This is a genomic window from Pseudomonas sp. NDM, from assembly GCF_003105095.1.
GTDB lineage: Bacteria > Pseudomonadota > Gammaproteobacteria > Pseudomonadales > Pseudomonadaceae > Aquipseudomonas > Aquipseudomonas moraviensis_A.
Map to the genome: position 1 here is coordinate 20,687 of NZ_QETJ01000020.1, position 16,351 is coordinate 37,037.

Here is a 16,351-nt window from a genome sequence, read left to right on the forward strand (position 1 = left end):
CTTGCACAGTCTGACCGCCTCGCAGGGCTGCAAGGTTTCCTGAAGCATAATCAGCTTTTGGCGAATATCCACTGGGCCTACGCTTTGACCCAACGCTGCCGGCTCCAGGCACTCAGCCAGTCGACCAGAAACACCAGCAACAGCATCGCCAGAATCACCGTGCTGGCCTGCGCTTCCTGGAACAGACTCAGGCTGACATACAGCATCTGCCCCAGGCCGCCAGCGCCGACGAAACCCAGCACGCTGGCCATGCGGATGTTGTTTTCCCAGCGATACAGGCAGTAGGCGAGCAGTTGCGGGGCGAGGTTCGGCAAGGTGCCGTAGCAGAACGCCAGAATCGGATTGCCGCCCTGCAAGCGAATCGCCTCTGCCGGTTGTGGCGGAGTGTTTTCCAGCGCTTCGGCGAAGAGCCGACCGAGCACGCCGGTGGTGTGCAGGGCGAGGGCGAGGGTGCCGGCGTTGGGGCCGAGCCCGGCCGCGAGCACCATCAGCGCCGCCCAGACCAGCTCCGGAATCGCCCGCAAGCCGTTGAGCAGCAGACGCGCCGCACTTTGCAGCGGCCAGCCGAAACGCCCTGCAGCGGGCAGCGCGAGGACGATGCCGAACAATGCCGCGAGCAAGGTGCCCAGCGCGGACATGGCCAGGGTTTCCAGTGAGCCGTGGGCGATGGCTTTCAGGTAGCCGGCGCTTAAGTCAGGGCTGAGAAAGCGCTGCACATAACTCCCCATTTGCTTGAGGCTGTTGGCGCTGCCCAGTTCGGCGAGGTCCAGTTCCAGATAAGCGAAAGATGCGACTACCGAGAGCGCGATGGCGACGATCAGCAGCAGGTTGATCAGACGCCTCATGTCAGCCTCCAGCGCAACAAGCGGCTGAGTTGGTCGGCGCACAGCACCAGCAGCAGGAAGGTCAGCAACATGCTGGCGACTTCACCGCCGGCAAACATGCGGATCGACAGGTCGATCTGTTGCCCCAGCCCACCGGCACCGACAAAGCCCATCACCACCGAGGCACGGATCGCGCACTCCCAGCGATACACCGTATACGAGAGCAGTTCGGCGGCGACATTCGGCAGCGTGCCGTAGGCAAACGCCGCCAATCGCCCGCTGCCGGCCTGCAACAACGCGTGCGCCGGGCGCTGGTCGGTGGATTCGAAAATCTCCGCGTAGACCTTGCCGAGCATGCCGCTGTAAGTGATGGCGATGGCCAGCACGCCCGCCGCCGGGCCGAGGCCGACGGCACGAACAAACAACAGCGCCCAGACGATTTCCGGCACGCTGCGCAGAAAAATCAGCAAGCCGCGAACCGGCCAGCGCAGCAAGCGCCCGGGCAGGCTCGGCACGCCGCCCCGTGACGCCGCCGAGAGGGACAGCGCGCGGCTGGCGATCAGGCTTGCCGGCACCGCCAGCAGCAGGGCCAGGGCCATGCCCGCCGTGGCAATTGCCAGGGTTTGCAGGGTCGCTTTGAAAAGTAATTGCAGGAACGCTTGATCGTGCGCCGGCGGCCAGAACGCCGAAACGAAACGGCCCATTTCGTTCTGACTATCGGCCTGAAACAACACGCCCAGGTCCAGCTCACTGAGCTGAATGCCCGGCCACAACAGGGCCAGCGCCAGCAGCGTCAGCAACAATCGCGGCCACGCCGCCGGGTCCCGTGAATCAGCTTTCAGCATCGCGGAATCTGCACAATCAAAGGCGCAACCGCCGGTGCTGGCGATTGCAGTTGTTCATTGGCGTATAGCGCATCGAGCTTGTCGCGGCTGACCTGATCAGAAGGGCAATCGAACAGAATCTGCCCGTCGCGCAAGCCGATGATCCGTGGAAAGTTCGCCAATGCCAGATCCACCGCGTGCAGGCTCGCCACCAGCGTGACGTTGTGCTCACGGGCGTGGCGCGACAGGATCGACAACGTGTGGCCGGCGAGCACCGGGTCCATCGCTGACACCGGCTCGTCGGCAAGCAATATTTCTGGCGCTTGATACAGCACTCGCGCAATGCCGACGCGCTGCAACTGCCCGCCGGACAACTGCTGGCAATGGGCGAACAGTTTGTCGCCCAGATCCAGCCGCGCCAACGCCGCGCGGGCGCCTGCCACATCCAGCGGATGCAGCAGATTCAACAGACTTTTACCCAGACTCCACTGGCCAAGCTTGCCGGCCAGCACCGCCGTGATCACCCGCTGACGTGGTGGAATCGGCGGCGCCTGATGCACCAGGCCGATGCGCGCACGCAGGCGCTGACGCTGGCGCGCCGACAACTGCCAGGCGCGTTCGCCGAGCACTTCGATGTCACCGCTGCTGGGTTTTAGCGCCGTCGCCAACAGATTGAGCAGGCTCGATTTGCCGGCGCCGGACGGGCCGATGATCGCGACCTGTTCGCCGACACCAATCTGCACATCAATATTGCGAAGGGCATCGACGCCATTGGCATGGCGCAGGCTGCCCTGGGTGAGGCGTAGGGTCATTTCAGCAGTTCGGCGGCGCGGGCGGCTTCCTCGATGCCCTTGTAGTTCTCGGGCTTGGTCTCGATGAAGCGACTGGCGGCTTGCAGATCAAGGATCTTCTTCTGCTCAGGATTGGCCGGGTCCAGATCGAGGAAGGCTTTCTTGATCTTCGCTGCCAGTGCCTTGTCGAGGGTGCCGCGCACGGTCCAGTTGTAATCGAAGTAGGTCGGGGTGGTGGCGAAGACCTTGACCTTGGTGGTGTCGACCTTGCCGGCATCGACCAGTTTCTGCCAGACGCTGGCGTTCAACACACCGGCATCGACCTTGCCGGCCTGCACCCAGGCAACGGTGGCGTCATGCGCGCCGGAGTAGGCGACACGACTGAAATAGGCTTCAGGTTTGATGCCGTCGTTCTTCAGCATGAAGTAACGCGGCATCAGGCTGCCCGAGGTGGACGACACCGAACCGAAGGCGAAGGTCTTGCCCTTGAGGTCCGCGAGGCTTTTCACGTTCGGGTCGGCGGTGATGAATTTGCTGGTGAACTGCGCATCCTGTTCACGCTGCACCAGCGGGATCACTGGGGTGGTGGCGTCGGTCTTCAAGCGGGCCTGCACGAACGTGAAACCGCCGAGCCAGGCCATGTCGAGGCGATCGGTGGCCAGGGCTTCAACCACCGCCGGGTAGTCGGCGACCGGGACGAACTGCACCTTCATGCCCAACTGCTGTTCAAGATAGGCGCCCAGCGGTTCGAACTTGCGCAGCAGCTCGGTCGGCGCTTCGTCGGGAATCGCGCTGACGCGCAGGACATCAGCGGCTTGCGTCATCAGGGCAGAAAAGGACAGGGCCAGGCCGGCGGTGAGGGCGAGGGTACGCTTGAACATAGAATTCTCCGTTTCGTAAGCGTCAACATTCGAAGGGCTGCCGCTACAGAGCGGCGCGCCACGTCAGGGTAGACGAAACGGCGAGGTTATACGCATTCGCGAGGAGATTGGCCAGCCTCCCTGCCGGCGCGTTGTGTCTGTTTGTGTGCTGTACCGGTCAAGTCGCTTCCGGCAGTTTGGCAATCACCTTGATCTCGAAATCGAAACCCGCCAGCCAGGTCACGCCGACAGCCGTCACCGTCGGAAACGGCGCTTCGCCCCAGAACTCCGGCACCACGCTCCAGATGGTTTCGAACGTCGAATGCGGGTCGACCATGAACACGGTGACATCCACCGCATCATCGAAGCTGCAACCGGCCGCAGCGAGGATCGCGTTGAGGTTGTTGAAGGCCGTGCGCACCTGATCGCGCAGATCCGCTTCGGGCGAACCGTCCTCGCGACTGCCGACTTGTCCTGAGACAAACAGGAAACCGTTGGAGCGAATCGCCGGCGAGTAACGGTGACGCTCGTACAGGGCGTGGCGGGCGGGTGGGAAAACTACATCGCGCTTGGACATGGTGCTGACTCCATCAGTGGTTGATGGGCTGACTTTAGGTATTTGCAGAGCCGCGATAAACGCGCAAGCTTGGCGTTCACTGTTTGCAAATTCCAAACAATCGAGGGGCGCGGATGGACCGATTCGATGCGATGCAGGCCTTTGCCCGGGTGGTCGAGGCGGGCAGTTTCACCAAAGCTGCCGAAACCCTGCACATGAGCAAGACCACGGTGACGCAACTGGTGCAGCAACTGGAGGCGCGGCTACGGGTCAAGCTGCTCAACCGCACCACGCGCAAGGTCAACGTCACCGCCGATGGTGCGGCGTATTACGAACGGGTGATCAAGCTGCTCGCGGACATGGACGACGCCGAAACCAGCCTGCCCGGCGCCGCCGCACGGCCACGCGGGCGCTTGCGCATCGACGTGCCGAGCCCGTTCGCACGGCTGATCCTGGTGCCGGCCTTGCCGGATTTTCACGCGCGCTACCCGGACATCCAGATCGACATGGGCGTCAGCGACCGCATCGTCGACATCATCGATGAGAACGTCGATTGCGTAGTGCGCGGTGGTGAGTTGCTCGATCAATCGTTGATGGCGCGCAAGATCGCCGATCTGCCATTGGGCGTGTTTGCCGCACCGGCTTATCTGGCCCGCGAAGGTACGCCCGACCATCCGCGCGAACTGGAAGACTCCCATCATCGGGTGGTCGCGTTTCTTTGGGCTCGCACCGGTAAACCTCTTCCGTACACCTTGCACAACGGCACCGATCGCCTGCAGATCAAGGGCCGGCATGTGCTTGCGGTGGATGATGGCAATGCCTATCTGGCGGCGGGGCTGGCCGGCATGGGTGTGCTGTGGCTGCCGACGTATATGTCTGATGCGCATGTGGCACGGGGCGAGTTGGTGCAGTTGTTTGCGGATTGGCAGCTTGAGTCGATGCCGCTTTATCTGGCCTATCCGCCGAACCGGCATGTCAGCCTGAAATTGCGCGTCTTTATCGACTGGGTGGTGCAGTTGATGGCGTAGCGTGCCGATGGTGCAGTTATTGCTTGCGGGTGTCGCACAGCCGTCAAAATACCAACACAAGCGGCGACCGAAACCCATGCAATGATGAGATGCATGGCGTTCCCTTCAAGGAGCTCCACCTGCAATGAACATGTATATCGATATTGTTGGCGCCTGCAATCTGAGCTGCCCTTCGTGCCCGATGGGCAATTCGGAAAATCTCAATTTCAAGAAATCCATGCAGCTGGACATGTTCAGGCAGATCGTTGAAAAGGCTAAAACCGAGGGCGTTCGCACGATCTTCCTCTACAACTGGACCGAGCCTCTGGTGCATCCGAAGATCGGCGAGTTTATCGAGATCATCAATGCCGCCGGCATGATGAGCGGTATCAGCACCAACCTCAACCTGGCGAAGAATATGGAAAAGGCGCTGTTGGCCGAGCCAGGTTATTTCCGGATTTCGTTATCAGGCTTTCATCAGGAAACTTACCAAAAGGGCCACGTCGGCGGTGATATCGAAGTCGTAAAGCAGAACATGATTGCGCTGCATGAAATCAAGCAACGCCTCGGCTTGAAGACGCGAGTGGATGTTTATTACCACCGCTACCTGGACAATATTGAAGAAGAGACGCTGATGCGCGAGTTCAGTGAGCGTCTCGGCTTTGTGTTCACCACCGGTTATTCGGTGATGATGCCGCTGGAGAAAGCGCTGGCGATCGTCGAGCGCGATCCGTCTGTTTCAGCCACTGACCACGAAACGCTCACACGTCTGGCGCTCCCGCCTTACGATGATCTGATCAATGTCCTGCAGCATTACCCCAAGCAGGCTTGCACACTCAAAGATGACTGGCTGGTGATCGACTGCAACGGCAATACAGTCTTGTGCTGCACGATTTTCAACCAGACCGAATATCAGGTTGGCAAATATCTCGACATGCCGCTCGAGGAACTGACACGGCGCAAATCCACGCAGAAAAACTGCGTCGACATGTGCGACCGTTGCGCATCGAAAGGGCTGCACATCTACTCGACATACCCCAATCAGGGGGTCCTGGAACGGCACGCGGTAAACCGCATTCTCGACTTCGAACGGCTTGCCAGCGAGGGACTTGCGGTGGACAGCCAGCAACTGGGGCGCGCCGGCGAAGTCAGCGCCGAGAATTTCGATGAAGCCCAGTATCTTCGACTCAATGACGATGTAAGGGTGGCGGTGTCCCAAGGTGCTTTCAGCAGTGGCTACCAGCACTACCTGCTGTGTGGGCGTCTGGAAGGACGACTCGGTGCCGGTGCGTTTTCGGTGATCTGAAGCGGCATTGGGGTGGGTGCTCATACACCAATCCTTCAAACGGCAGGCTTGATTGCGTTCCCCGTGGGTGAGCATGGGGAACGAAAACGCCATTACGGAGCTGTCCGCGATTGCAGGTCAATGTCGGCGGGCCATTGCACTTTCGGGGCGAGGCGGCGGGCGAGGTTGAAGCGCACGTCTTCGTTGTTCCAGTCGCGCGGCGGTCTGGGGAAGGTGGGCAGGGCTTGTGGGCCTTGCTGCATGAACAGTTGGGCCATGGCCCAGTACATTTCGCCTTGTTGAATTTCATGGGCGAAATGAAAGCGATCTATTACCTGATGGGTGCCAGGTTTCACCACGGCGAGAGTGACGGTTTCGATGAGACCGCCACTGCCCATGGGGCCGTAGATGCTACAGGCCTCGGCGCGCAGATCATCCCAGTCTAAAACGTCGACGCGCACACCCCAAAGGGTGCGGCTGAATGGTCTTAACCCGTCATGATGGAAGCGGTAGACGTAAACTTTGCGTCGGGCGCGGTTGAAGCGGATGGGTTCGTCGCGGGGGGCATTGGTGTCCCTTCGCCAGAAATAAGTGCCTAGCCATGAAGCTGTAATGAATCCCAGGAGGGCGACTAAAACGAGAGAGACGGACGGCGCGTTATTATCTTTGATTGCAAAAGCAACCAACGTGGCCGGAAAACCTAGTGATAACAAGCAAATGAAAGGAGTTAACCAAACACCGACGCCGCGAACTCTCATCGTGGCCCGCGCCAATAAGCGGAGTGCGCTGTCGGCTTTGGTCTACAGGCTGTCCATCAGGATGAGCTCCGCATAGGCGTCCTGAATGTCGCGATCGGGCCAGTAGGGTACCGACAAGGTGGCTGCTTCAATGTCGTGCCGCCGGGCCACGCTGGTGATGATGTCGGGCACGGTCTGGGCCTGGAAGATGCGCCAGTTGGAGCGCAGGTCGAAACGCTTCAGGGTCGGTTCGATCACGGCGGTGTAGCGGGTGCGGCGAAAACCGGTGTCGCTTTTGTGTGAATGGCCGGTGGTGTCTTTTATCGAGCACCACCGATTTTGCTCGCTTTGGCTCAGACCGATAGGTGTTAAATGTTATCTGGGTGCTCGATAATATCCCAAGAATTAGAGTGATATCGCAGGATGAATTTATCTGCAACTACCCATAGAGTGTTATCGCGTACGTCGATAGATTGAACACTAAAAAAGCTGGGGATGTCGGGGCTGATCATGCAAGGGGTTATTTGATTGTTTGTTATTGTAAATAGTCCCCTGTTTGATCCGAGATATATTGATTCTCTGAATGATTTTATTGACCAAAAATGGATCTGTGTTTTTTCTATTGGTAGTCTTCTAAAGCCCGATTTGTAATTTCCCGTTAGTATGGTTCCATTGTGTCCGCACATGAGGACAGTGTCATCTGAGGTGCAGTGGATGTGGTGAAGATGTTGCTTGGTTCCACTCTTGATATCTTGCCAGTTAGATCCGTCCCAGTGCCAAATTTTTCCATTGGTTCCACATGTGTAAATGCTATTTTCTGTTAGTCCGTCAATGCAATTAAGTATGGTGTATTCTCTGAGTTTTTTTGTTGCGCTAATTAGGTCGGCATTTTTTACGGTGAGCGAGTTCGTTGCTTTGCTAATATTGCTTACTGCTTCGGATAGTTTCTGTGTGGCTTGAGCTTTAATTGCAGAGCTTATTAAGGACCAGCCTTGTGGAAGGTTTTTATATACTTGATTGCCGCTTCCGCAGGCATAAGCGTGTTGGCCAATGAATTTTATATTAGTCAGATCTCCTGATTTGATGGTGTCTGCTTTGGTTTTGAATATATGATTTTCAATGGTTTCGTCGCTATTAAATATTTCGACTACGCCTCGGTTTGTTAATGAATAGCATGCTCGTTTAAATTCCGCGCTCTCTGGGCGAAAACATGTTGAAACTACTGTTTTTTCGCGGATTTCATGATGGAACCAGTATGGAGAGGTCTCTAGGTTTAGAACGAACATTCGAGTGTGTTCTAGGCTCTCATCTAGTTCATCTAAAAAAGAGGGTACATAAAGCATGGTGTTGCTTATTGCGCATCCGCTTCCAAATGTGATTTGTGCTTTCATTGTAGTTGCCTTTGTTGGGTTTAAAGTCCGCCGCTACCTTTTGGAGTTGTAGTTTTTCCAAGCGAGTCAGGGATGACATTTCGTATGTGTACTCCCGCTGGATCAGCGCGATATATTCCAGACGGCAACAAACCTTTGCTTTGATGATGTGCTCTTAGTTGAGCAGCCATTATAATTGGGTTGCACCCGGTTATCGCCGCTGCCGCTGTAACACCTGCCGCCTCAAGCTTCCAGAGTGGTGCAGTACCAACTGGATCACCGAGCGCCCCGATTGCTTGCTCCTCTGCGTCGTAGAGAGCGTGAATCATACCGTGCTCGTTTGGTCGTGGTCCTTTTTTTCTTGGGGATGCGCCGTCCACGCAAATACAAAAACCATCTTTGTAGCTTATGCCATTTGGTAATCGAACACCCCCATCGCCAGGCATTCTGAATACGCGGTCTGGAACTACGTGATGCGGTGTTTTTCCTGCATGACATCCTTGTGAGTAAGGTCGTAATCGGCAATCTTTACCGTTATCTTCTACGCTCCCGCCGTCGCCTTTCTTGCCTTCTGTTGGTTTGCCAGGTGTTTCTTTGGGAGTTTTTTTTACAGGTTTACTTGCTCCGGCTAGATCAGTAGCGCGTTTTCCCATCTTTCCAGCTGTGGCAAGCGCTCCTGCAAATGGAACAGCAGCTGCAAGAGATAGTGCTGCCCCGGCGTAATCCCCACGAACGAAGCTGACACCTGCATTACCTAAATCTGCCAGTTCACCGACGCCAGGAATGAGGCCAATTACGTCCAATCCCAGCTGGATGCCATCCAGAACCTGCTCGCCAGTGATGCCTTCTTCTTCGGTTTCGGCCTCGACTAGTGGATTGGCCTGTGAAGCTGGAACTGTCGCGGGAGCGGTTTCACCCACAACCCGCCCAATGGTATTACCGCTCTTGAACGAACTGAACGGCGGCATCGTCGCCAGTTCGGCGCGCAAGTAGCCTTTGCGCATTTCCTCGTATTCATCCTCCTGCATCTCCCGGCTTTCGTGCAGTTCATTACCTTGTGCATCCCGCCCAAACACGTCGACTTGCACGCCGCCGTTCTCGCCGAGCTGTAGCATCATTTCATCCGGGCCGGCGATGCTGTCGGGAGGACGTCGGACAGGCACACTGACCGCATCCACCTGCACCGGGGCTAGATTGATCGGTTCGGCCATGCGTTACGCCCCATTCATCCAGAACTTGTCGTCATGGCGCACTACCAACTTGCCTTCAGCACGTACGCTGCTGCTCTTCTCCAGCGGATAGCATTTGCCGCCCACGGTGTTGCTCTTGATGCCTTTGGCGACGCCAGCTCCATCGCCGTTGGTGCTGGGTACCAAGCTCTTGTCGAACACCACTACCGGCTTGCCGTTGGCACGTACCGATTTGGCCACGCCGGTGGCGGTTTTCAGTTCGGCGGTGACGGGGTAGGGCACCGGAGGGATGGCACTGCCCATTGGTGTCTTGCAGACATCCGGGACGATGCTGACGACCTTCCATTTGCCCTGCTTACGGGCGATGACGTTATCGGCCATGTCAGAGCACCTCCTTGGCTGTGCGCTTGATCAGCGGGGCGTTCGGATCAGTTTCGAAGCGCGCTTCTAGTACGCGAATGCCCAGGTGATTGGGCAAACTGATGCGATGAATCAGCGCCAAAGTCATGGCCTCGGTGTCGATGCGCAGGGTGTCGGTGAGCATGGGCAGTGGCAGCATTGCGCCGTTGTGCAGGCGCATCAGCACAAAGGGGCGATGGCCGGGCAGTTCCACGCACAACGAACCGTTGGGCGTGAGACCGGGGTCGGTGAGGTTGGACAGTTCAAGGCGAAATGCGGGCGGAGGAAACTCAATCTGCTGATCAACCGGCGCGCCGTTCCAGTAGGCAAAGTCGAAATCCCGTGGCAATCCCGGCCAGCGTTCGCGCTGCCAGGTTTCGTCGTAGCTCCCGGCCAATGGCAATCGCGGTGCCCAGGCACGGCCCACCACGCCAAACCCCACTGGTTGGTTTTTGTAGCTGGCCGCGACCTGCGCCATACCGTGGGCGTCGAGTTCACCCTCGGGATGTTTGACCCGATCCAGACGCCACACCGGTTTGTCGATGGGCTCGATCTGCGGTGCCGGGAGTTCGCGCAGAGGCTTGTCCAGTTGAAAACCGAGGTCTTCCTGGCGCTTTTCGATCCAGCCCCGGCCCAATGGGTTGCTGTAGCACACCTCGTTGAGCAGGTAAGGTGGGGTGTTTTCATCAACCGCGTGTTCGGGATTGATCACAACGCTGCTGCCACCGAATGCGTATTCCCAACGCAACGGCACCGAGGTGGCCGGTTGTGGTTCGGACAGTTGCCATCCACCGAACAAGCTGTGGCGAAACTGGTGAGGGCCGGTAAATGTCAGGTGCTTGTCCAACAAGTAATGGCGCGTCGGCGCATCGGCCCGACGCTTAAAGGCTTCTTGTCGGGCGGCTTGCCATGCCGTTAGTTGATACTCGGTCAGTCGTTCGCCGGGACTCAAAGGCGTCGGCAGCGGCACGTCGATTCTGGGCGGCGGCGCCACCGGCGCACTGATGCGCAGTCCGGCCGTCCACTGCGTTGCTGGTTGACCTTGTGGCGCATGAGCATTGCCCACCACGATCACATCACAGCGTGGTTTGAATGGCGCCAGGTCACTTTCTTCGCAGACGCTGCTTGCCCCTTCCTCGCCGTAGTAGCGATCAGCGGTGCACAGCGCCAGCGGATCTTCGTCCAGCACCTCGGCGCGAAACTGCCCCGGCTGCCCGTCAATGGGCAGCAGCCGATAGCCCACTTTCATGACCAGTACCGGGTACTCTTGATCGTCCATGCCCAGCGCGCTGAAACACAGCGCATCGAAGGGCGTCAGATTGCGAAATTCCATGTCCGCCCCTCAGTTGATATCGACGTCTTTGCCGTTGATCTGCACCGCGCCGCTGGCGCTGAAATCGAAGGTGCGGCCATTGATCAGCACGGTGCCGTCGGACTTCATCACCAGGTTGGATTTACCCACCGTGACCTTGAATTCGTCCCCGGCGTTGATGGTGAATTTTTTGCCCACCGCCACCGATTTGTGGGTGCCGATCTGCTCGCTTTGGCTCAGCCCCACGGTGGTATTCATGGCCGCGCCAACACTGGTCTGGTACGCCGCGCCGATGGTCAGCGCCTTGGCCAGACCAATGGTTTCGGCTTTGGCCAGTTTGATGGTCTCAGCCTTGTTGCCGCCGATGGTCACGCTGCGATTGGCACCGATGCTGATGGTTTCGTTCTGGCCGACGTCCTCGATGCGGTGGTCGCCGATGGACACGGTTTCGTTGTGTTCGACCCGCTCCTTGCGGTCGTTGCCGACGAAGATGCCGTTGTTGTTTTTGATATGAACGTTCTTGTCTTTTTCGGCATGGATGAACACTTCCTGGTGGCCCAGCTCATCCTCAAAACGCAGCTCATTAAAGCCAGGGCCCTTGTGGGTGCGGCTCTTGATGGTCATTCGTGTTTTGTGTTTGGGTAGTTCGTACGGGGGTAAATTGGTTTGGCGGTAGGTCCGCCCCGTGGCGATCGGCTGGTCAGGATCGCCGTCCAAAAAGCTGATGATCAGTTCCTGATTGACCCGAGGCACGGCCATGGCTCCCCAGGTCGCCCCGGCCCAGCCTTGGGCTACACGGATCCAGCACGAACTCTGGTCGTTGTTTTTATCCGAACGGTCCCACGGGAATTGCACCTTGACCCGGCCCCATTCATCGCAATAGATCTCTTCGCCCGGCGGGCCGACCACGGTGGCGATCTGTGGGCCGTCGATGCAGGGTTTGTCACGCAGCGGGGCTTTCCAGTCGGCCATCCAGTGGATGGCGCTGGCGCTCATTTCATAAGACGTGCCTCGGTCGCTGCCGAACGATTCCTCTTCGAGGCTGCTGTGCTGTTTGCCCTGATGTTGCACGCCGATGGTGCGCCAGCGGTCGTTGAAATCCTCACGGGGATGATCGTTGAGGTCGAACGCCAATCCCGGTTGCAGGCGTGCATCGTCGCCTTTGAGATGCGCGAGTTTGGCGTCGTTGCGCAGGGCGGTCAGGCGTGTCTTGGTAAAGGGCTTGCCGGCGATGTCGCGCTTGTAGCGCCCGGGATAGTCGTAGCGTTCGTAGTCCTTGTGCTGGTTGTTCAGGTCCTGATCACCGGTGGCGGTGTGCTGCTGGTTGTAGCGCGGGTGGGTGAAGGTGTAGTCGCGCTGCACCTGGCGTGCGGTGCGCACTTGTTCGGTGTAGTGGAAGCGGGTCAGGGCCGGTTCGATGGAATCGCCGCCGGCCATTGGCTGGTAGAGCACCGGGCAGTCTTTATGGGTGCCGATGGTGCCGAGGCCGCCGACGCGGTCGGTGAGGACCAGGGTGTGACCGTCGGTGCGGTGTTCAAACGTGTAGAGCAGGCCTTCTTCGGCAGCGAGGCGGGCGATGAAGGCGAGGTCGGTTTCGCCGGCCTGCACGCAGTATTCGCGGGGTTGGTGGTCAAAGCAGAGTTCGCGGCGGATGTCCGTCAGCTTCTGCTCGGCCAGTACGCTGGTGATGATGTCGGGCACGGTCTGGCCCTGGAAGATGCGCCAGTTGGAGCGTAGATCGAAACGCGACAAGGTCGGCTCCACCACAGCGCTGTAGCGGGTGCGACGAAAACCGGTGTCGCCCTGGGTGAACAGGCTGACCAGACCATGGACGTAGCGCACCGCGGTTTCGCCGCGCCAGATGGTGAACAGCCCCGCCAGGTCAAGCACGCGATTGAAGTCGATGGCGGCGTTGTGGCTGGCCAGTTCCAGGGTGAGCTGGAATGGCTGGGACAGCCCTTCTTCGAGGGTGAACGAGACCACGTCGAAGGGGTCGCCTTGCAGGGGGGTGAAGGTGAAACGCAGGTCACTTTGGCGGGGCGTGGGGCCTCCCTGTCGCAGGTGAAAATATCAGTCGATGAGCCAACCGGGCTCACCGTTCTCCAGTTCGCCGTCGTGGTCGGTGGTGTCGCCGACGCGGGCTACCGGTTGCCCGTCCACGATCATCGAGGGCGAGCCGCTGGTGATCACGGCACCGCATCCGAGAGTGTCGCCAACACGCGCAACGGCGCGACCGTTGACGTTCATGTTGCTTGTACCGCAGGCGACGGTGGTGGGGCCACACAACGGGCAATCATGGTCGTGACCGACCAAGACAACGGCAGGCATGGAGCCTCCTTAATCACGTTGAATCAGCGAAGGTTCTGCCGCTGCGCGAACCGCAGCGGCGGAATGGGCGCGTTTAACCCGCCGCAGCCGGTTTACGCCAGTCATCCGAGGCTTCGGTGCCGGCTACCACATGACTCCAGCTGACCTTGCGGTACGACAGGCTGGTCTTGATCTGTTGGGTGTAGTTCTTGTTTGCGGCGTCTTGTGCGTTTGGCAATACGGTGTGGATTTCGACGACGGTGGCGTCTTCGAGCTTGGTGGTGAAGAAGTGTTGCTGTTTGCCCTCAGAGCAAGTGCGGAACCACTTGACCTCGACAGTTGGCAGCATTTCGCCGGTGGCCAGAGCCTGGTAAAGCAGCGGCGAGGCTTTGTTCAGCGCGCTGGTGAAGGTCAGCGGTTTGTGCATTCGCTGGCCGCTGGGTTGACCGCTTTGCGGATCGGTGGGCGCGGCGATCTGGTGGTCGATTTCCTGTGCCAGGATTTCGTCCTCGTGACCTTCCACATAAACGTTGCCCACCGAGTCCGCGGTGAAAGCGCCCTTGGTGATATGCCCCTGGTTTTTGCCGTGGATGGTGATGTACGCGGGTGTTGGCATGACATGCTCCTTGTCGCGATGATTTAACGACTCTGAGGTCGTGGTTTTTGGCCCAAGAGGCCATGGCTTCGCAGCGCTCGGGATGAGCACGCTGAAAATCGGTTACAGGTTGAGAATCCGTTCCAGGGACACCAGCACTTCCTCAGTGATGGCATTCAGACGGATCGTGTAGATCGTGTAGGCGACCGTCAGCACGACGGCGGCCATGGCCCAAGGCGTCCACAACGGCCACGTCCGCTTGATCCGGTAGTTGCGTGGCGCGACGTTTTTCAGCGGATCGGTCAGGCGCTTGGGCGTCTCGCCGCGCAGGGGGCGCAGCAGGCCGTGCAGCTGGCTGATGATCTTCTGTATTTCGTCATCGCCCCTGGCGTGGGCGCCGTATTTGCCCTTCAGACCGGCGATCAGGCACAGGTACATGAACTCCAGCACATGCTGATAGCGGGCGGCTTCGGGGATCATGTTGTTCATGACGGTGAAGATTTTTTCGCCGCCCCAGGTTTCTTCATGAAACTGGCTGAGCAATGAGCGTGCGCTCCAGCTGGACGACTTGCCCCAAGGGGTGCGCATGACCACTTCGTCAATCAACAGGCACAGGCTGTAGGAGTAGGCCTTGAGCATGCCGGCGTCGTAGTCGAGTTGACGGACTTCTTCCATGATCGTGGTGATCTGGTTGCTGACGCTCATGTACAACTCAGGTACGTCGTCGTGCTGGTCCAGACGGCGTAGACGGATGACCAGGCCTATCAGCGGCATGGCAGCATCGCACAGCGGGTTCCAGGCCAGGCCGCGCAGGTCGAACTCCGGGTCTGGCAAACACGTCTGACGCCTGACAGTAATGGTTTCGCTGTCGCTGTGGATGGCGCCGGACATTTCCTCATCGAGCCGTGAATCGGCTGCGGACTTATTCATCTCTCTCACTCCTGATCGCCCAGAACTGCAACTCCAGCTCCGGGAATTCGCCGGCAATATGGAAACCGAACCCGCTGCCGCTGCTCAGGCTTTGCCAGGCGGGGTGATGGCGGTCGAGTTCGAAGTAGCTGAAGCCGGCATGGAAGGGCAGGTGTCGTGGCGCCACCGGCAGCGGCCGCAGTGGGATGCCCGGCAGTTGCAGGCTGACCAGTTGCTCCAGGCCTTCGGTGGAGCTGATCTTGATCTGCCGCGGCAGTTGCTGACGCAGGGTTTCCGCTGGCAGTTCGGCGCGCACGGCGAGGATGAACTCGGCGTTGTCCAACAGGCGTTTGTCGTTCAGCGCGGCGCTGCGCACGCCGTACTGCTGCTCAATGATCGGCAACGACACAGCGCGCGGTTGCAGCACCGTGCCCAAGGCGCGTCGCAAGGTGTGCTCGAGTATCTGGAACGACTCGCGCAGGTTTTCGTGCTGATAGGCCGGATACTCCTGGGGCAGGTGGCCTTCATCGGTGAAGGTCACCAGTTCACCGCACGCCTGAGCCAGCGCGATGTACAGCCGCTCCGGGTGGACCTGACGCTGGCGGGCCAGGTGCTGGAACAACGGGAACAAGCGGTTGAGCGTCTGCAGCAGGTTGAAGTCGGTGACATCCGCGACGCCCGACTGTCCTGGCGAACCGATGCGCAGGGCGAGGTTTTTGGCGCGCTCACGCATCAATCCGGCCACTTCGCCCAGGTAGCGGTGCAACGCCGGCACGGCTTGCAGTGACAGGCTGGTGGGATAGAAGTGTTCGTCCATCACCAGACTGCCGTCCGGGCGCTTGTCTTTGATTCTGCCGATAGCAATGCCGGTGAAGGCACTGCGGTCGCTGCGTTCGAGCATCAGTTGCAAGTTGGGTACGGCCAGGTCCATGCCGACCTGATCGCCGTCATGGCTGTGGGTGTCGCGAATTTCCTCGCGCAGGGCGATATAGCGACTGTTGCCGTACTGATCGGGCCAGCGTATTTCAACGGCGCCGTTGGAGCGCAGCGGCAGGGCCAGATAGACAATCTGGCCGACCGCGCTACTGTCAGCGATCTCCAGCGGGGAGGGCGGTGCCAGGTCGTGGGGAATGTCGAAGACGCTGCCATCGGGCATGATTCCGCACGCCTGGTTAATCGCGACCTTGCCGAAGCTCAAGTACTCGGTGTTGAGCGTCAGTTCGCTGAAGCCATATAGCGCATCGTTGAGACTGTGCAGGCGCTGGTGCACGGCGGCTTCAGCGGCGCGGGCCTGTTGCTGGAAGTGCTGGGGCTTGACGAACAGACCCTCATGCCAGATGACGGGGTTACGTGAACTCATCGGTAATTACTCTGGGCGATAGCGG

The 16,351-nt window shown here is 59.0% G+C and carries 18 protein-coding genes; 2 read left to right on the plus strand and 16 right to left on the minus strand.

The window, feature by feature from the left end; genetic code table 11:
* Positions 1-77: 77 nt before the first annotated feature.
* The 5 genes from phnE to DCO47_RS07415 all read right to left on the minus strand — a co-directional run bounded on the left by phnE (position 78) and on the right by DCO47_RS07415 (position 3,876).
* Positions 78-845, minus strand: a complete 768-nt coding sequence (phnE, locus tag DCO47_RS07395; RefSeq protein WP_065616234.1) for a phosphonate ABC transporter, permease protein PhnE — start codon at positions 843-845, stop codon at positions 78-80.
* A complete protein-coding gene (locus tag DCO47_RS07400; RefSeq protein WP_042606825.1) occupies positions 842-1,669 on the minus strand; it encodes an ABC transporter permease in 828 nt (275 codons plus the stop codon). Before DCO47_RS07400 ends, phnE begins: the two co-directional genes overlap by 4 nt.
* Entirely contained in the window at positions 1,663-2,460 is a 798-nt protein-coding gene (locus DCO47_RS07405) for a phosphonate ABC transporter ATP-binding protein (protein WP_116657817.1), read from the minus strand. The genes DCO47_RS07400 and DCO47_RS07405 overlap by 7 nt, the downstream gene beginning before the upstream one ends.
* Complete coding sequence (locus DCO47_RS07410) at positions 2,457-3,320, minus strand: putative selenate ABC transporter substrate-binding protein (protein WP_116657818.1); 864 nt, start codon at positions 3,318-3,320, stop codon at positions 2,457-2,459. The genes DCO47_RS07405 and DCO47_RS07410 overlap by 4 nt, the downstream gene beginning before the upstream one ends.
* A 157-nt stretch (positions 3,321-3,477) precedes the next feature.
* Positions 3,478-3,876, minus strand: a complete 399-nt coding sequence (locus DCO47_RS07415) for a RidA family protein (RefSeq protein ID WP_116657819.1) — start codon at positions 3,874-3,876, stop codon at positions 3,478-3,480.
* 113 nt (positions 3,877-3,989) lie between these two features.
* Between DCO47_RS07415 and DCO47_RS07420 the strand changes: the two genes are divergently transcribed.
* The gene (locus tag DCO47_RS07420) at positions 3,990-4,883 is read left to right on the plus strand and encodes a LysR family transcriptional regulator (RefSeq protein ID WP_116657820.1); all 894 of its coding nucleotides are present in this window, start codon (positions 3,990-3,992) and stop codon (positions 4,881-4,883) included.
* Between the two features lie 124 nt (positions 4,884-5,007).
* Positions 5,008-6,168, plus strand: coding sequence for a radical SAM/SPASM domain-containing protein (locus tag DCO47_RS07425; RefSeq protein WP_116657821.1), 1,161 nt, complete (start codon positions 5,008-5,010; stop codon positions 6,166-6,168).
* Between the two features lie 92 nt (positions 6,169-6,260).
* Here the strand turns inward: DCO47_RS07425 and DCO47_RS07430 are convergent, their stop codons facing one another.
* The 11 genes from DCO47_RS07430 to tssK form a co-directional block, all read right to left on the minus strand.
* Positions 6,261-6,905 carry a DUF6708 domain-containing protein gene (locus DCO47_RS07430; protein ID WP_256590096.1) on the minus strand — a complete coding sequence of 215 codons (645 nt, stop codon included), beginning with the start codon at positions 6,903-6,905 and terminating at the stop codon, positions 6,261-6,263.
* Positions 6,906-6,947: 42 nt separating this feature from the next.
* Complete coding sequence (locus DCO47_RS07435) at positions 6,948-7,247, minus strand: contractile injection system protein, VgrG/Pvc8 family (protein WP_116657822.1); 300 nt, start codon at positions 7,245-7,247, stop codon at positions 6,948-6,950.
* Between the two features lie 5 nt (positions 7,248-7,252).
* The gene (locus tag DCO47_RS26905; protein ID WP_133247395.1) at positions 7,253-8,275 is read right to left on the minus strand and encodes a hypothetical protein; all 1,023 of its coding nucleotides are present in this window, start codon (positions 8,273-8,275) and stop codon (positions 7,253-7,255) included.
* Between the two features lie 20 nt (positions 8,276-8,295).
* Entirely contained in the window at positions 8,296-9,465 is a 1,170-nt protein-coding gene (locus DCO47_RS27140) for a hypothetical protein (RefSeq protein ID WP_218279814.1), read from the minus strand.
* 3 nt (positions 9,466-9,468) lie between these two features.
* A complete protein-coding gene (locus tag DCO47_RS07445; protein WP_116657823.1) occupies positions 9,469-9,825 on the minus strand; it encodes a DUF4150 domain-containing protein in 357 nt (118 codons plus the stop codon).
* 1 nt (position 9,826) lies between these two features.
* On the minus strand, positions 9,827-11,176 hold the full coding sequence (locus DCO47_RS07450) for a DUF2169 domain-containing protein (protein ID WP_116657824.1): 1,350 nt from the start codon (positions 11,174-11,176) through the stop codon (positions 9,827-9,829).
* 9 nt (positions 11,177-11,185) lie between these two features.
* Positions 11,186-13,138 carry a type VI secretion system Vgr family protein gene (locus tag DCO47_RS07455; RefSeq protein WP_371919862.1) on the minus strand — a complete coding sequence of 651 codons (1,953 nt, stop codon included), beginning with the start codon at positions 13,136-13,138 and terminating at the stop codon, positions 11,186-11,188.
* A gap of 87 nt (positions 13,139-13,225) precedes the next feature.
* Positions 13,226-13,483: a PAAR domain-containing protein gene (locus DCO47_RS07460; protein ID WP_116657826.1), complete on the minus strand. Its 258-nt coding sequence runs from the start codon at positions 13,481-13,483 to the stop codon at positions 13,226-13,228.
* Positions 13,484-13,556: 73 nt separating this feature from the next.
* Complete coding sequence (locus DCO47_RS07465) at positions 13,557-14,078, minus strand: Hcp family type VI secretion system effector (RefSeq protein WP_083352636.1); 522 nt, start codon at positions 14,076-14,078, stop codon at positions 13,557-13,559.
* Between the two features lie 102 nt (positions 14,079-14,180).
* Positions 14,181-14,948, minus strand: a complete 768-nt coding sequence (icmH, locus tag DCO47_RS07470; protein ID WP_371919863.1) for a type IVB secretion system protein IcmH/DotU — start codon at positions 14,946-14,948, stop codon at positions 14,181-14,183.
* A gap of 31 nt (positions 14,949-14,979) precedes the next feature.
* On the minus strand, positions 14,980-16,326 hold the full coding sequence (gene tssK / locus DCO47_RS07475; protein WP_116657828.1) for a type VI secretion system baseplate subunit TssK: 1,347 nt from the start codon (positions 16,324-16,326) through the stop codon (positions 14,980-14,982).
* Between the last annotated feature and the right edge of the window lie 25 nt (positions 16,327-16,351).

Excerpts from the sequence above, each read along its gene's own strand:
- DCO47_RS07415 (WP_116657819.1), bottom strand. The coding sequence starts at position 3,876 with ATGTCCAAGCGCGATGTAGTTTTCCCACCCGCCCGCCACGCCCTGTAC.
- DCO47_RS26905 (WP_133247395.1), bottom strand. The coding sequence starts at position 8,275 with ATGAAAGCACAAATCACATTTGGAAGCGGATGCGCAATAAGCAACACC.
- DCO47_RS27140 (WP_218279814.1), bottom strand. The coding sequence starts at position 9,465 with ATGGCCGAACCGATCAATCTAGCCCCGGTGCAGGTGGATGCGGTCAGT.
- DCO47_RS07410 (WP_116657818.1), bottom strand. The coding sequence starts at position 3,320 with ATGTTCAAGCGTACCCTCGCCCTCACCGCCGGCCTGGCCCTGTCCTTT.
- phnE (WP_065616234.1), bottom strand. The coding sequence starts at position 845 with ATGAGGCGTCTGATCAACCTGCTGCTGATCGTCGCCATCGCGCTCTCG.
- icmH (WP_371919863.1), bottom strand. The coding sequence starts at position 14,948 with ATGTCCGGCGCCATCCACAGCGACAGCGAAACCATTACTGTCAGGCGT.
- DCO47_RS07450 (WP_116657824.1), bottom strand. The coding sequence starts at position 11,176 with ATGGAATTTCGCAATCTGACGCCCTTCGATGCGCTGTGTTTCAGCGCG.
- DCO47_RS07425 (WP_116657821.1), top strand. The coding sequence starts at position 5,008 with ATGAACATGTATATCGATATTGTTGGCGCCTGCAATCTGAGCTGCCCT.
- DCO47_RS07400 (WP_042606825.1), bottom strand. The coding sequence starts at position 1,669 with ATGCTGAAAGCTGATTCACGGGACCCGGCGGCGTGGCCGCGATTGTTG.
- DCO47_RS07430 (WP_256590096.1), bottom strand. The coding sequence starts at position 6,905 with ATGAGAGTTCGCGGCGTCGGTGTTTGGTTAACTCCTTTCATTTGCTTG.
- DCO47_RS07465 (WP_083352636.1), bottom strand. The coding sequence starts at position 14,078 with ATGCCAACACCCGCGTACATCACCATCCACGGCAAAAACCAGGGGCAT.
- tssK (WP_116657828.1), bottom strand. The coding sequence starts at position 16,326 with ATGAGTTCACGTAACCCCGTCATCTGGCATGAGGGTCTGTTCGTCAAG.
- DCO47_RS07460 (WP_116657826.1), bottom strand. The coding sequence starts at position 13,483 with ATGCCTGCCGTTGTCTTGGTCGGTCACGACCATGATTGCCCGTTGTGT.
- DCO47_RS07405 (WP_116657817.1), bottom strand. The coding sequence starts at position 2,460 with ATGACCCTACGCCTCACCCAGGGCAGCCTGCGCCATGCCAATGGCGTC.
- DCO47_RS07420 (WP_116657820.1), top strand. The coding sequence starts at position 3,990 with ATGGACCGATTCGATGCGATGCAGGCCTTTGCCCGGGTGGTCGAGGCG.
- DCO47_RS07445 (WP_116657823.1), bottom strand. The coding sequence starts at position 9,825 with ATGGCCGATAACGTCATCGCCCGTAAGCAGGGCAAATGGAAGGTCGTC.